Annotated in this window: 11 protein-coding genes and 1 pseudogene; 7 read left to right on the top strand and 5 right to left on the bottom strand. The window is 34.2% G+C overall.

Annotation, left to right across the window (positions count from 1 at the left end; all coding sequences use genetic code 11):
- The first annotated feature begins 10 nt into the window (after nt 1–10).
- The 4 genes from pdxS (at nt 11) to BR44_RS08365 (ending at nt 4,727) form a co-directional block, all read left to right on the top strand.
- Nucleotides 11–880 (top strand): pyridoxal 5'-phosphate synthase lyase subunit PdxS, encoded by an 870-nt coding sequence (pdxS, locus tag BR44_RS08380; RefSeq protein WP_034551839.1) that lies wholly within the window; start codon nt 11–13, stop codon nt 878–880.
- 3 nt (nt 881–883) lie between these two features.
- The gene (pdxT, locus tag BR44_RS08375) at nt 884–1,462 is read left to right on the top strand and encodes a pyridoxal 5'-phosphate synthase glutaminase subunit PdxT (protein WP_034551838.1); all 579 of its coding nucleotides are present in this window, start codon (nt 884–886) and stop codon (nt 1,460–1,462) included.
- A 1,011-nt stretch (nt 1,463–2,473) separates the two neighbouring features.
- A complete protein-coding gene (locus BR44_RS11550; RefSeq protein ID WP_169740200.1) occupies nt 2,474–2,686 on the top strand; it encodes a recombinase family protein in 213 nt (70 codons plus the stop codon).
- A 262-nt stretch (nt 2,687–2,948) separates the two neighbouring features.
- The gene (locus BR44_RS08365; RefSeq protein WP_051912632.1) at nt 2,949–4,727 is read left to right on the top strand and encodes a DUF2207 domain-containing protein; all 1,779 of its coding nucleotides are present in this window, start codon (nt 2,949–2,951) and stop codon (nt 4,725–4,727) included.
- A gap of 503 nt (nt 4,728–5,230) precedes the next feature.
- On the opposite strand, the gene BR44_RS08360 is transcribed toward BR44_RS08365, so the two are convergent.
- The 3 genes and pseudogenes from BR44_RS08360 to BR44_RS08350 all read right to left on the bottom strand — a co-directional run.
- Complete coding sequence (locus BR44_RS08360) at nt 5,231–6,169, bottom strand: alpha/beta hydrolase (protein WP_034551837.1); 939 nt, start codon at nt 6,167–6,169, stop codon at nt 5,231–5,233.
- A gap of 266 nt (nt 6,170–6,435) precedes the next feature.
- Nucleotides 6,436–7,869, bottom strand: coding sequence for a 6-phospho-beta-glucosidase (locus BR44_RS08355; RefSeq protein WP_034551836.1), 1,434 nt, complete (start codon nt 7,867–7,869; stop codon nt 6,436–6,438).
- Between the two features lie 104 nt (nt 7,870–7,973).
- A pseudogene (locus BR44_RS08350) lies at nt 7,974–8,159 on the bottom strand (family 1 glycosylhydrolase); the annotation flags it as partial.
- On the opposite strand from BR44_RS08350, the gene BR44_RS11655 reads away from it, so the two are divergent.
- On the top strand, nt 8,129–8,476 hold the full coding sequence (locus tag BR44_RS11655) for a transporter associated domain-containing protein (protein ID WP_084676122.1): 348 nt from the start codon (nt 8,129–8,131) through the stop codon (nt 8,474–8,476). The pseudogene BR44_RS08350 and the gene BR44_RS11655 overlap by 31 nt on opposite strands.
- Nucleotides 8,477–8,757: 281 nt before the next feature.
- Here BR44_RS11655 and BR44_RS11340 read toward each other — a convergent pair.
- Together BR44_RS11340 and BR44_RS08325 are read right to left on the bottom strand one after the other, a co-directional pair.
- Nucleotides 8,758–10,190 (bottom strand): IS3 family transposase gene (locus BR44_RS11340; protein WP_425393555.1). Its coding sequence is split into 2 segments (ribosomal slippage): nt 8,758–9,716 and nt 9,716–10,190, totalling 1,434 coding nucleotides; the frame shifts between segments, so codons are not numbered across the junction.
- 1,202 nt (nt 10,191–11,392) lie between these two features.
- The gene (locus BR44_RS08325; RefSeq protein ID WP_034551831.1) at nt 11,393–12,352 is read right to left on the bottom strand and encodes an IS30 family transposase; all 960 of its coding nucleotides are present in this window, start codon (nt 12,350–12,352) and stop codon (nt 11,393–11,395) included.
- 239 nt (nt 12,353–12,591) lie between these two features.
- Here BR44_RS08325 and nagB point away from each other — a divergent pair, with 239 nt between their 5' ends.
- Complete coding sequence (gene nagB, locus BR44_RS08320; protein WP_051912630.1) at nt 12,592–13,272, top strand: glucosamine-6-phosphate deaminase; 681 nt, start codon at nt 12,592–12,594, stop codon at nt 13,270–13,272.
- A gap of 201 nt (nt 13,273–13,473) precedes the next feature.
- Entirely contained in the window at nt 13,474–14,883 is a 1,410-nt protein-coding gene (locus tag BR44_RS08315; protein ID WP_051912724.1) for a PTS mannitol transporter subunit IIBC, read from the top strand.
- Nucleotides 14,884–14,886: the final 3 nt, after the last annotated feature.

Here is a 14,886-nt window from a genome sequence, read left to right as displayed (position 1 = left end):
AGGTTTTTTTATGGAAAGATATGAAATTAATAAAAATTTGGCTCAAATGTTAAAGGGCGGAGTAATTATGGACGTAGTGGATGTGCAGCAAGCTATAATTGCAGAAAAGGCAGGGGCCTGTGCAGTTATGGCACTAGAACGGGTGCCATCAGATATTAGAAAAGAGGGCGGTGTAGCTAGAATGTCTGACCCTCAAATGATTAAAGAAATAATGGCGGCTGTAACTATTCCGGTAATGGCTAAAGGTAGGATTGGACATTTTGTTGAAGCACAAATTCTGCAGGAAATAGGGGTAGATTTTATAGATGAAAGTGAAGTTTTAACTCCAGCAGATGAACAATACCACATAAATAAGTGGGATTTTAAGGTTCCTTATGTTTGTGGAGCGAGAAATTTAGGAGAGGCACTAAGAAGGATTGGAGAGGGCGCCTCTATGATAAGAACAAAAGGTGAAGCAGGTACAGGAAATGTAGTAGAAGCTGTTAGGCACATGAGATGTATAATGGATGATGTTAGAAAAGTGAAAAATGCTCCAAAAGAAGAGTTAATGACAATTGCTAAAGATATGGGAGCACCAATTGATTTAATTCAATATGTATGGGAAAACGGTAAACTTCCAGTAGTGAATTTTGCTGCAGGTGGAATTGCGACGCCAGCAGATGCTGCCTTAATGATGCAACTTGGAGCAGAAGGAGTTTTTGTGGGTTCAGCAATATTTAAAGCTGAAAACCCAGAGGCGGTCGCAAAAGCTATAGTTTTAGCAACTGCATACTACAATGACCCGAAAGTTATAGCTGAAGTTTCAGAAAACCTTGGAAAATCAATGAGCGGTCTAGAAATAGGTGAAATTAAAGAAAAGTTTGCAGAGAGAGGCTGGTAAAAATTGAGAATTGGAGTTTTATCACTTCAAGGCGGTGTAGCAGAACATATAGACCACATTAATAAGCTTGGACATGAAGGCGTAGAGATTAAAAAACTTGAAGATATGAACGATTTACAGGGGATAATTTTACCCGGTGGTGAGAGTACAACAATAGGGAACATTTTAAGAGAAAGAAAAATGCTTGCGATTTTAAGAGAAAAAATTATTTCAGGATTTCCTGTTTGGGGAACTTGTGCCGGTATGATACTACTTGCTAAATATAATGAGGAATCTTCTCAGGGTCATCTTAAAGTTATGGACATAAAAGTAAAAAGAAATGCTTACGGAAGTCAAGTTAATAGTTTTAAAAAGAATATTATAATCAATGAGATCTCAAGTGATCCTATACCGTTAATTTTTATTAGAGCGCCATTAATTACAGAAGTTTTTGAGGATGTTAACATAATTTGTACTGTTGATGATAAAATTGTAGCAGCAAGGCAAAATAATATGTTTGCCACGTCTTTCCACCCGGAAATGACTGATAACTTAGAAGTTCATAGGTACTTCGTAAATATGTGCAAAGAAAAAATTGATTAGAAAAAAGGAACTAAGGTCTTGCAAAATATGCAAAAACTAAAAAAGTTTCATTTGAATACCAAGAAAAATTAAAAGCCTCTTAGCTAATTGGTATTTACCACAAACAGAACAGCAAGAATTTTCTCCGATATTTCGTAGACAACTTTTAAGATAATTTGCTTATTCCTCCTTTTTTTAGGGGCTAGGCAAAATCACCCAGTTTAGACCGTGTTAATGAACTTATTGGTTGGCTAGCTTTGGCTAGAGAAAGAAATTAACTTGATACATTGCAACAAGCATATTTGGAATATTCAGATATGCTTGTTCCAATTTTATATTGCCTGATACTTGGCTAGATAATTTTAAAAATTTATTACTTACTTTGAAATTCTAGAATACACTCGTATGTTCTTTTTGATATGTATTATTTTCATCTGTATATCCCTAGTATGACTTTCTTATTAGCAGTTAATCAGCAGTACTACTATTTTTATATTCTATCTCTGAAATTATATCGTTCATAGTCAACATTTCGCCAAACTTATATCGGATTTAATTTTTGGTAACCTCAGTAAAATATACTCTTGGCATTGTATTTTTTGGAAACACCTTTTACAGCATAATGTCTTATGTGCTAGCTATCCATACATCACTAGTATCCTGTATTGCCTTCTCAAATATTTTTTTAATTAACTATTTGTAACCGTTCCCAAAATTAAATGTTTTTGTGAATCTTTTTTTGCAGAAAATAAAACAGCAAAAAAATTTTATAGAATCACCTTTCTATAGTTAAAAAAAAGCGTTCTCCTTAATCATTCCTAAATACCATTATCTATAAGACTGTTCCTGTTAGACTAAAAAGTAAACAGATTGATCTACATATACAATAGAAGAACTAGTCTGATATAATAAACTTATTCAAGAGAAATTCACAGGTATACAGAATAAATATGCCTGACTAGGCCCCTCATTTAATTGCCTTAGATTAGGTGAACTGCCATCATTGAATCCATTAGTCATTTGGGTAGAAAGATGTTAGCTAGTCTTTCTACGGTTGAAGAATTTAAAGAACCAAGCGTAGAAGTTATTTCGTTGTTAAAGAAGAATTTAGATATCTCTACACCTACTGGGCAAGCTATGTTTCAGATGATGGCTGTGATTGCTCAGTTAAAACGAGACTTAGCACTTCAGCGAGTCCATAAAGATTTAGCGTCGGCTAAACCACGTGGTATAGAACTTGCCTGACCAATAATAGACAAGCAAAAGGTAAAAGATGCTTTACACTTATATGACTCAGGACATTATTCAGTTGAAAATATTATCCGAATTGCTGGTATATCTCAAAGCTCCTTATCTAGAAAGATAACACTGAGAGAGACTGAGTCACTGTTAACTAAAATAGAAAGAAAAGCTGAACTAAAGTAGCGGGTTATCATTATACTAGTTAGATTAGCAGGCTGGATTGTAACAATTTGTTAGATAATTAAAAGAAAAAGAGGATAAAAGGATGAATAAAACACTAAAAAGAACGTTAATTATTGGAGTATTTTTTCTGTTTAGTATGGCTTTTGGTGAAACGGTTTTTGCGGAAAATAAGCTATCCGATATAACTATTGACGTTGAGTTACAAGAAGATGGCTCTGGCATTGTCACAGAACATAGAAAAATGAATATGGATGAAGGGACCGAATTATATATTGTGTTGGATGATCTGCAGGATTCAGAATTGCTTGATTTTTCAGTAACTGGTTTTCAAGAGGTAGCGTTATGGAACGGAGATGCTTCATTAGCGGAAAAAGCTAACCGTTATGGCATAGTTAAAACAGATAGCGGATTGGAACTCATTTGGGGCATCGGTGAATATGGAGAAAATGAATATGTAGTCTCTTATACCTTATCAAATTTAGTTCGCGAATTAGAGGATGGACAAGCATTGTTATGGAATTTTGATACTTTTTCTGCTATTCCAGCAGAAAATTTAACTGTCAAAATTACTGGGTTTGAACCCTTCACAGAAAAAGATATCCGCTTTTGGGGTTTTGGTTTTGCAGGAGAGCTTCAATTAGAAGGTGAAACAGTTGTCTGGAGAACGGAAGAAGAAATCGATAGCAGTAAAGATGTGACGGTATTGCTTCAGTTTCCACAAGAACAGTTTAATACACAAGTTAATTTAGATCTGACTTTAGAAGAACAGTTAGATATGGCAATGGATGGTTCAGCTTATAATGAAGAGGCTTCTTCTAATACGGCCATTATTATTATTGCATCTCTACTAGCAGTTACTGGTGGAGGAGGAGCTATTTTAGGCCTCACCTATTATAATAAAATGAAAAAAGCTAAAAAGGATGCTGGGCAAATGCGTTCAGGAGCACAGAGGATAAAGGATAACAAAGAGGTTTTATTAAAAGAAATTCCTTATCAAGGAAAAGATTTTGCAGGACTTGCTTATTTATTGCAAGATATTCAAAAAGGATATTTTGAGGATTACTTCTCAGCTTATTTACTGGAATGGTCTGCACAAGAACGAATCATCATCCATACAACTGAAAAAAAATCTTTGTTTGGTAGTACTTTTGATGCGGAAATAGAAATCTGTCATTTTGAGGAGGAGCGTGCTCGATATCCTCAATCATTCGCTGATTATATTGGTCACTTAGAAATGAGCTCTGGGGAAACTTATGAAAATGGGTTGTGGTTCATGCTATTGGATGCTTCAAACCGTCATGGTTTCATTGAAGACAAAAAAATGACACAATGGGCGAAAAAACACGCTAAGGAAGTAGAAAAGTTAGCAGATTATTTGATTGATTACTCAAAAGAGTATCTAGAAAAAGAAGGACTCATTTCATTTACTGAAATTAAAGTATGGGGGATGAAACATGAGGTAGCTATTGCTAGTCCTGAAGGGGATAAATTATTTGAACGTTTTGTTCAATTTGATCATTATTTAGAACAGACTAAATTAGAAGACTTTACTGGTAACACCAATCTATTAACGTTTAGAGAACTTTTATTCTGGAATATCTTATACTTTAGGAGTGAAGAAATAACGAAGGAATTCAAAGGATTCATTCCGAATTTGAATAATGTTTCTGGAGAGAATAACTTTATCTATTATCCCTTGTATTGGAATGGGATGACAGGATTTAGAAAAGACTGGTCCACTGGGTTAGAAAGTGGAGGATTTCACTCAAGTGCTTCATCTGCAGCATCCGGAATAGGTGGGTCAACCTCTGTTGGTGGTGGAGCAGGTGCCGGTGGTGGTGGTGGCGGAGGGGCTCGATAATCGAGTTCCCCTAATCGTCTATCTGTATCGTAAAAAAAACAAACTAGATCAAAAAAACTAGTTTGTTTTTTTGATCTAGTTTCTTATTCTCCAACCATTCCATCTCCATCATTATCATACATCTAAATTTTGTGTCGGATATATTCGATACAAAAGGAAGTTCAAACAGATTTAGCTTCAGATAAAGCACGTAGAGTGAAGCTTGGGATGAAATTAGAAGTACAACAATACAATTTCAAAATGAATGAGCAAATGAAACCAGTAAAAATATTGAGTCTTAACTATTTTAGAATGAGTTTTTTGAATTTTTTCGAATTAGTAAACAATTGTACTAGAACTTTTACGTAGGTTTATGAATCTCAATAAAGGTAAGTACACGCTATTTAATTGAACTTTATTAGCTTGCTGTCTTTGTAGTTTAAAAGCATAAGGTAATCCAAATATGATTTTTTCAGGTTAGATAAAAATCGAGAACAGTTGGTTGCATTAAACCTTTTCCTTTTTTATCCTACTCTCTTTTCTAACCACTCGACAACATCCCCCATTACTTCATCCCTATTTGTTTCATTCAAAAGCTCATGCCTGGCTCCTTCATACATTTTTATCTCTAAATCTTTAACCCCACATTTTTCATATCTCTTATAGAGTTTTTTTACTCCTTTACCAAAATCACCAACTGGATCTTGTGCTCCTGATATAATAAATATTGGCAAATTTTTTGGTATCTTTTTAACGTTATCTTTATCCTCAATATATTCCAAGTTCTCTATTAACTCATCGTAGAAACTTATAGGAAATAGATTGCCACAATACGGGTCTTGCACATACTTATCTAATTCATCTGCATCTCTTGTTAACCACTCAGATCCAGTTGTCTTTGGATAGAACTTCTTATTGAAACCACCAAAAATTAAAGAGTCTATAAATTTGGATTTAGTCTTCCTACCTTTGATCATCATTGCTAACTTTACTATCCATTTTCCTGCTTTTAAGCTTAAACCTTGTTCCCCGTTAGAACCAGATAAGATAAGGCCATCGATTTTATCCTTGTACTCCATAATATAGCGTTGAACAGCAAATGAACCCATGCTGTGGCTAAATAAGTAAATTGGCAAATCTGGATTTTCTTTTTTTATGATGTCTGATAATTTAGCTATATCTTCTATTAGTAACTCGAATCCATCCTTATCTCCAAGGTAGCCTAGCTCATCTATATTTGCAGCTGTTTTACCATGGCCTCTGTGATCGTTAGCATAAACGATAAACCCTTTTTTATTTAATACTTTAGCAAATCTCTCGTATCTAACTGCCGTTTCAGCCATACCATGAGAAATTTGAACAACTCCTCTTGGTTCTTGACCAACTGGCATCCAGTTGTATACCATTATTTCAGTTTTATCTCTGGATATATATGTAAATTTCTTGCTTATTAAGTTAGTCATCGTTCTCTCTCCAATTATTATTTTATTATTTCCACTTTATCACAGGTAGTAGATTTATAGTAATAAACTCCATTTTCCAGACTTCATTTTATAAAGTACGCAGCCCTTCATGAGCTATTTAATCGACACTTATCATCTACACTATAAACATAGTGAAAGCCATTCTCTCTAAATATTTTTTATTGGTACACTCTAATCAGAAGAGATTGCAATTATTTTTTTAAAAATATTAAAGAGATTGAATTTTTTTATCCCAACCTCTTAACTTATTTATTAGTTAAGTCTTCTCCATTTGTTTCGATTACTTTTTTATACCAGTTAAAGGACTTTTTCTTAGAACGAGCTAATGTTCCATTTCCTCCATTATCACGATCTACATAGATAAAGCCGTAACGTTTTTTCATTTCTCCTGTCCCAGCACTAACCAAATCAATACAACCCCAACTCGTATAACCCATTAAATCAACTCCGTCTAAATCAACGGCATCTTTCATTGCTTTTAAATGAGCTGCTAAATACTCAATACGGTAATCGTCAACTACATACCCACTCTCATCTGGTTCATCAATGGCTCCAAGTCCATTTTCAACAATGAAAAGGGGTTTTTGATAACGATCATACAGTGAATTCATCGTAATTCTTAGTCCCAATGGATCAATTTGCCATCCCCATTCACTTTCTTTTAAATAAGGGTTTTTTACAGAAGCAAAAATATTTCCAGCTGTTGTTTTATTTATCTTGGGATCAGTTGAAGCAACACGTGAAGAATAATAGGAAAAAGAGATGAAATCTACTGTGTTTTCTTTCAACAACTCTAAATCTCCCTCTTCCATTTTAATTGAAACACCTTCACGTTCTAATTTTTTCAAAGCATATGCCGGATATTCGCCACGTGATTGAACATCAATAAAGAAATAATTCTCACGGTCAGCTTCTAGTGCTTTGAAAATATCTTCGGGTCTACATGAATAAGGGTAGTATTGTCCTGCAGCCAACATACAACCTACTCGATTTTCTGGATCCACTTCATGAGCAATACGAGTAGCCATAGCACTCGCTATTAGTTCATGGTGAGCTGCTTGGTATTTTACTTGCTCTTCGTTTTCCCCTTCTTCAAAATACAATCCCGCTCCCATAAAAGGTGCATGCAGAATCATATTAATTTCGTTAAACGTTAACCAATATTTCACTAGTCCTTTATAACGACGGAAAATAATAGTACAAAGATTTTCATAGAAACCGATCATTTCACGACTACGCCATGCCCCATATTTTCCAACTAGGTACATTGGACAGTCAAAATGTGTAATGGTAACTAAAGGTTCAATTCCATATTTATGACACTCTTTGAATAAGTCTTCATAAAATTGTAACCCTTCTTCATTTGGTTCTTTCTCGTCTCCCATTGGAAAAATACGACTCCACGCAATAGATAAACGATAGGTTGTAAAACCCATTTCAGCAAATAATGCGATATCTTCTTTATAACGATGATACATACCAATGGCTTTTTTAGCTGGATAGAAATGTTGATCATCAAAATCGAAGTGTTTCATTTGTCCAGCTATGATTGGAAACCGATCAACTCCTATAGGAACTACATCTACATTTGCTAAACCACGTCCAGCTTCATCATAGCCCCCTTCAACTTGATTAGCAGCAGTAGCTCCACCCCATAAAAATCCTTGTTTAAATCCCATTTTTTTCTCCTCCATATTTTTTTTCAAATAATTTTTGGGTACTTTAGTTTCTTGATTTAAATTTACCTTTCAAAATTTTGTTAATACTATAAATAAATTGGGTTAGTGCCATTTCCTTCGTCATCTTGATGAACGCAGCTATATCCATACTGTTTAGACATTTCAGAAGTAGAGGTACTTACTAAATTAATAGCTCCCCAACTAGTATAACCCATTAAATCTACATCACCTATAACGGCTTCTTTCATTTGCTCAATATATTTTTGCAAGTAATCCATTCGATAGTCATCTAGTTGAAGATATAGACGATGACTATGATGAAACCTATAACTTAATCGGGAAACTTACAGATAATTACTATTTGGTAAATGGATCTACTCCGTTGTCAAAATTTAATGAATACTTTAAAACAAAGATTAAATCGAATGATGTCGATTCAATTACTGGTTATTTCATTACACAACAGGGGACTATTCCACGTCCTAGAGAGCAGAATAAAATTAAGTATGGTCAGTATCGTTTGACTGCAAATAATATTGAACGTACGCGTCTATTGAACTTGTCTGTAGCTAGTCTGACAGATCAAGAAGAATCCGTTGAACAATGAGGCAGTGAAATAAACTGTCATTGCTAATTTCTTGAGCTTCGGACATTTGCTACTAAGATTATTAAGCATCTATTTTATAAACTTAATAACAACATAAGAAATCAGATAAAAAAAGAACCTTACTAGTGTAGTGACCCCAAATAGTTAGACTTTTAACGGAGTAGTTAATTCTACTCCTTTTTTTGTGCTCTTTTACCTTTACACTATAATTATTTCTAAAAATGGTTTAAACAAAGACTGCTTTTTTATTGTTTAGAGATTAGCTGTGACCTTAGAGACACTCAAGCAGAGTAATCATTAAGGAGTACAGTTTGTTGTTCTCTAAATTGAATAGGGCTCATCCAGTTTAATTTACTCTTCATCCGTTCGTTATTGTAATACTCGATATAACTTTCTATTGCTTGTTTTAATTCATTAAAGCTGCGGTAAACTTCGCCATAATAAATTTCTTGTTTGAGTATTCCAAAAAAATTCTCGATTGGTGAATTATCTAGACAGTTTCCCTTACGGGACATACTTTGAAAAATTTTGTGTTCTTTTAATTTATAGGAGTAGCTTTTCATTTGATAGGCCCAACCTTGATCAGAATGAAAGGTACGTCTATAATGGCAGTTACTTGTAGCTTCGATAGCCTCTTCAAGAGCCCCCATTATTGCTAATGCAGTAGGTCTTTTTGAAATACGATAAGAGATGATCTCACTATTATACATATCTAAGAAAGGGTCTAAATAGAGCTTTCCCTGACGGATAACACCGTTTTTATCCGTCTCAAAGTATTTGAATTCAGTCGTATCCGTTGTGATTTTTTGATGAACTACATTAGTATAGAACCGGCGGTGGATATTATTTTTCGCTATGCGACCAACAGTCCCCTTATACGAACTATACTTACGTGATTTACGAGTATAAGAGTGTACTTGGATTTTTAGCTTTTTAATTAATCGTTGAACTTTCTTTTTATTTACTTTGCGTCCTCGCTTTTCCATCTCTTTTTGTGCACGACGATACCCATAATCCTTATGATCTTTACGAATTTGAAGTAATAATTTTTCATCTTCTTCATCCTTATTAGGCCGATTGAATCTCTTTTGCCAATACATGTAAGTTGATTTTGGAAATTTAAGAACCTCAAGAATTTCTTTTAATTGGAAGTCTCTTCGGAGGTTGTGGATGATTCTTGAGATAACTTCATTTCTAGTCGAGTTTCCTCGCGACGCAACCTCCTCAATTCTTTTAAACAAGCAATCTCAATTTGTAAAGCGCGGTTTTGTCTTTCAAGTTCTTGGATTCGGGTTGTTTCTACTTTATTAGGCAGCTTTTCAGAGATAATGACTTTATCTTTTTTATCAGACACCTTCGGTGGCCTCCCTTGTTGTTTAGAGAGCCTTTGAATACCATAATGACGATATTCCTTTACCCAACGTGTAAGAATAGAAGGATTAGTGATTTCAAGGAAATTCGCTAATTCAAAGTAGGACATCTCTGTAGTTAAATATAATTCTACCGCATTTGTTTTGAATTGAATAGAATAAGAATTATTTTTCCTTTTTCTCATAAGTCCTTCTTCGCCAAACTGTTTATAACTATTAACCCACATACGAACCTGGTATGCGTGTAAAACCCCAAACCTAGTCGCTAGTGTTCCATATCCCCCTTCACCACGTAAATAGGCTTGAATGATTTCTAGTTTAAGTTCAAATGTATATTTTGCCATATGAAAAACCCCCAAAAGTTAGATTTTTTAGGTCTAACTTCTAGGGGTCGGTACATAGACACGGTTCTTTTTTTATCTTTCTATTATTATTCCAAATATTCTACAAGCCTAAAACTTGATAGTATCTGCTATGGGCAAACCTTAAAGTTCCACTATGAGATTTTTTTGTGAAATTTTAAAATAAATAACTATCTGTCTACTGATAGCTTTGTTGTATTAATATTAAGTGTGAAGCCTTTCCACGATGTCTGAAGGACAGATCTACTAGCATTAGTCATGACCTCGATGTTACCTAACCTTCATCTTGATAGTCTTGCTTGCAGAATCCTTTTCCATGTATCTCTATTATTCTTTCTACTATTTTTCTCTAAGCTATCTTTGATTTCTTTTAACATAAAAAACATTAGTTATAATATCGTGTATAGTATATACTATCTTTACTGTCGCTAAGGCTTTTTCTATCATTTATCATCAACATAGCAGCTATTGATTGACTCTGATTTAAGTCCCCTTGTCTACCTCCTTATATTCCTCTTACTGGTGGTTCTTGCAGATCCTATAGTATAAAGCCTTACAGCTTGTCTCTCTACAGCTTGATTAGTGAGTTCTACATACACATAAATTGTTATATGTGGCTAAGGACATTACGGCATACTAGAGAGAAACAAGCTTATGTTGTAGAGCCTTTAAGTCTACAATAAATGGATTGCTTTTTAGGACAATCAAACATGTCTCTACAAATATCGTCTTATTTTTACGTCTAGTCTTCAAAGATTCAACTAAAGCGGATAGTTGAGTTAAATAGAGTAGAAACGGGCAACTATTTTTTTCATTAAGGTATACTTAACGAACTAAGAACGAGTCGAAGTCTGAATCAAACGATTAAAAAGGAGGAATCTATTCGTTTGAGTATTAAAAAAAATTACTTTATATTAGCTACCCTAAATTTTTTGTTTCTAGGAACCTATTTTGTTTATCTTGCTGTTCCGATAGATTTTGGGTATTGCCCTATTGGAATCGCTCAGTTATTTTTATTAGTCATCTGCTTATTATCTGTAGCCGTTCATGTGAAGAACTTTATTTTTATTAACCTTAAAAAGAGTGCATTCCCCTCCCTCTTGCTTCTGATAGCCTATATCCTTTCTATCCTTTTCATGTTTTACAGTATTTTTGTTTGGTATGCTTTTATACCATCTGATTTGTCAAATTAAGCTATACAAAATATCTTCATCCATGTAACTCATAAAAACTTCCAGCGGTGTTTGGTAATTTAATGACTTTCTTGGAATTATATTCCGTTTGTGTGCAACAGACGATACGAAAGCCTGATCAACTTCGTTGAAATCCATTTCTTTTGGCAATCCATCTTTTCGAAGAAGCCCATTAGAATTCTCGTTTAAAGCTCGTTGTGAAGGCGTTCCAGGGTCAGCGAAGTAGATAGCGACATCATGCTGGTTGCACAAAGATTTCCAGTTGGAGAACTCCTTACCGCAATCAAAAGTAATTGATTTGAATAATTTTTTTGGTATGGATTGGAACCATTGATTCATAGCACTCTCAATGTCGCAGGCTTTACGCCCTTTGGGCTTTAAGGTAATGATAGCTTTCGATAAAATCTCTACTAGAGTAATGACCGCACTTTTGTGGCGGACACCTACAATGGTATCTCCTTCGATAGGACCAAATTCTTCTTTAAATGTTGGATAATCTATTATTCTTTCAGAGATATTTCGTTTATAAGCTTGTCTACCTCTACGTTCTTGATGTCCGGTAGGCTTTCTTTTCCCTTTCATTGGAAGGGTAGCTTCATCGAATGTTTTTTCTTTAAATTGTCTATAAAGTGTTCGTACGGAACAGTCTATTGTCATTTCTTTACGGCCAATAATGACATCAGGCGTCCAGCCTTCAGCTACTTTTTCCTTGATATAAAGATGTTGTTCTTCTGGTAAAACAACTTTTTCGCGTCCACACTGCTTCTTGTTTTTCTTATACCGTAGGTAATACTCGAAAGCTGTATGTCCTGCTCTGAAGAACCTGATAACATTATTAATCGGTGTTCGAGTACGATTCAAGTAAGCAGCTATTTTAGCAACTGGAATACCTTGATGGTAATAAGCTTCTATCATCACTAGTTCATCCATGGTAATATGGGTATAGGTCATTTGTGATCACTCCTTGTTTTCTATGGTTGGAAATACAATTAGAGTGTATCACGAATGGCTTTTTTATTTGTATAGCTTAATCTTACAATCCACGAAATAAAAAAATTGTATCTAAGCTCTATTGTACTGCACCCCAAAAGTTAGAGGAAAAATCTAACTATTTGGGGTGTGTTTTTTATGGCTAAATATAATAAAGAATTTAAGTTAATGATAGTGAAGGTGGAAAAAAAGCTTTTGAGATACTAGAACAGGGGCTTAAAGATGGAGCGAAAGTTTTTGGTCTTGCTACAGGTAGTACGCCAGAAACATTATATCAAGAATTAAACAAAAGTAATGTAGATTTTACAAATTCAATTTCAGTAAACTTGGATGAATATGTTGGATTAGGCAAAGAAGACAAGCAAAGTTATTCATACTTTATGAACGATAGATTATTCGATACAAAACCTTTTAAAGAAAATTATTTACCAGATGGTAAAGCAAGCGATTTAGATAAAGAATGTGAAAAATACAATGAGATTATAGCTAAAAATCCTATAGATATTCAAATATTAGGTATAGGACAAAATGGCCATATAGGATTCAATGAACCAGGTACTAACTTTGATGTAGAAACTCAAGTTGTTGATTTAACAGAATCAACTATAAATGCTAATAAAAAGTATTTTGATAATATAGAAGAAGTACCTTCACAAGCATTATCAATGGGAATTGGATCTATTATGAAAAGTAAAAAAATTGTTTTGATAGCTTACGGTTTAGAAAAATCAGATGCTATAAAGAATATGATTGAGGGTTCTGTAACAAAAGATGTACCAGCTAGTGTTCTACAAAAGCACAATGATGTAACAGTTATCATTGATAAAGATGCAGCAAGTAAATTATCTATATTTATGGTACTTCCTTTTCAACAAATTTGATAGGGTAAAATTTCATTAAATTAGCTTCTGTCACTAGTAAGTCTGCCAAAAATGCCTGTACTAAATATTGTAATCGTATTCATAACAAGTTAAGGTTATTTATAGAGATATACAGCACTAATAAAAATAATTTTTTGAGGAGGAAATATATTGGAACAGACTAGTAATGGAAAAAAAGGAACTAAGGCATTTATCCAAAGAATGGGTAGCTATTTAAGTGGAATGGTTATGCCAAATATTGGAGCATTTATTGCTTGGGGAATTATAACAGCTCTATTTATTGAGGATGGGTGGTTACCTAATGCAGATTTAGCGACAATGGTTGGACCAATGTTAACCTATCTATTACCATTATTGATTGCCTATACAGGTGGTAGCACTGTTTATGGACAACGTGGTGCAGTTGTAGGTTCTGTTGCAACACTAGGTGTTATTGTTGGTTCAGAAGTACCAATGTTTATCGGAGCAATGGCGTTAGGTCCATTAGGAGCTTATTGTATCAAAAAATTTGACGATATGTTTAAAGACAAAATAAAAGCTGGACTTGAAATGTTGGTTAACAACTTCTCAAGTGGAATTATCGGGTTTTTATTAGCAATTGCTGCTTTCTATGGAGTAGGACCATTCGTAACAATACTTACACAAGCAATGGGAAATGGTGTGGCATGGATTGTTGATGCAGGATTCTTACCTTTAGCGAACGTATTCATTGAACCAGCTAAAATATTATTCCTGAATAATGCAATTAACCACGGGATTTTAACTCCACTAGGTATTGAACAAGCTGCAGAAGCAGGAAAATCTATTCTCTTCTTGTTAGAAGCTAACCCAGGACCTGGTTTAGGACTACTATTAGCTTATTCATTATTTGGAAAAGGCGCTGCTAAAGCATCTGCACCTGGTGCTATATTAATTCAATTTATCGGTGGGATACATGAAATATATTTCCCATATGTTTTAATGAAACCAATTCTATTTTTATCAGTTATTGCTGGTGGGGTAGCAGGAACATTAACGAACGTAATTATGAATTCAGGGTTAGTTGCCGCAGCTTCTCCTGGTTCAATCATTGCAATTTTAGCATTAGTACCTAAAGGTGGCTATTTAGGAGTTATCTTAGGGGTTTTAGTTGCAGCAGCTGTTTCATTCTTAGTGGCAATGATTATTTTAAAATCAGATAAATCTACAGATGAAGAAGCTCTTGAAGTAAAACAAAAAGAAATGAAAGAAATGAAAGCTGAGTCAAAAGGCTCAAGCGTAGTTTCATCTTCAACAAACAATCCAAGCCCTAAATTAGATGGTGTAAATCAAGTACAAGAAGTCGAAGTTAAAAGAATAATTTTTGCTTGTGACGCTGGTATGGGATCTAGTGCAATGGGAGCATCGATCTTAAGGAAAAAAGTGAAAGACGCAGGTTTAGATATTTCAGTCACGAATTCTGCTATCAATAATTTAAAAGATGAAGAGGGGTTATTGGTTATTACACAAGAAGAATTAACCACACGTGCAAAACAAAAGACACCTCAAGCTGTACAAGTATCAGTAAGCAATTTTTTAAATAGTCCTAAATATGATGAGATAATTAATAATTTAAAAAAGAATAAAGAATAAAGA

Origin of the sequence: Carnobacterium funditum DSM 5970 (assembly GCF_000744185.1) — a bacterium.
In the GTDB taxonomy this organism is placed as follows: Bacteria; Bacillota; Bacilli; order Lactobacillales; family Carnobacteriaceae; genus Carnobacterium_A; species Carnobacterium_A funditum.
This window is presented reverse-complemented; position numbering and strand designations above follow the sequence as displayed.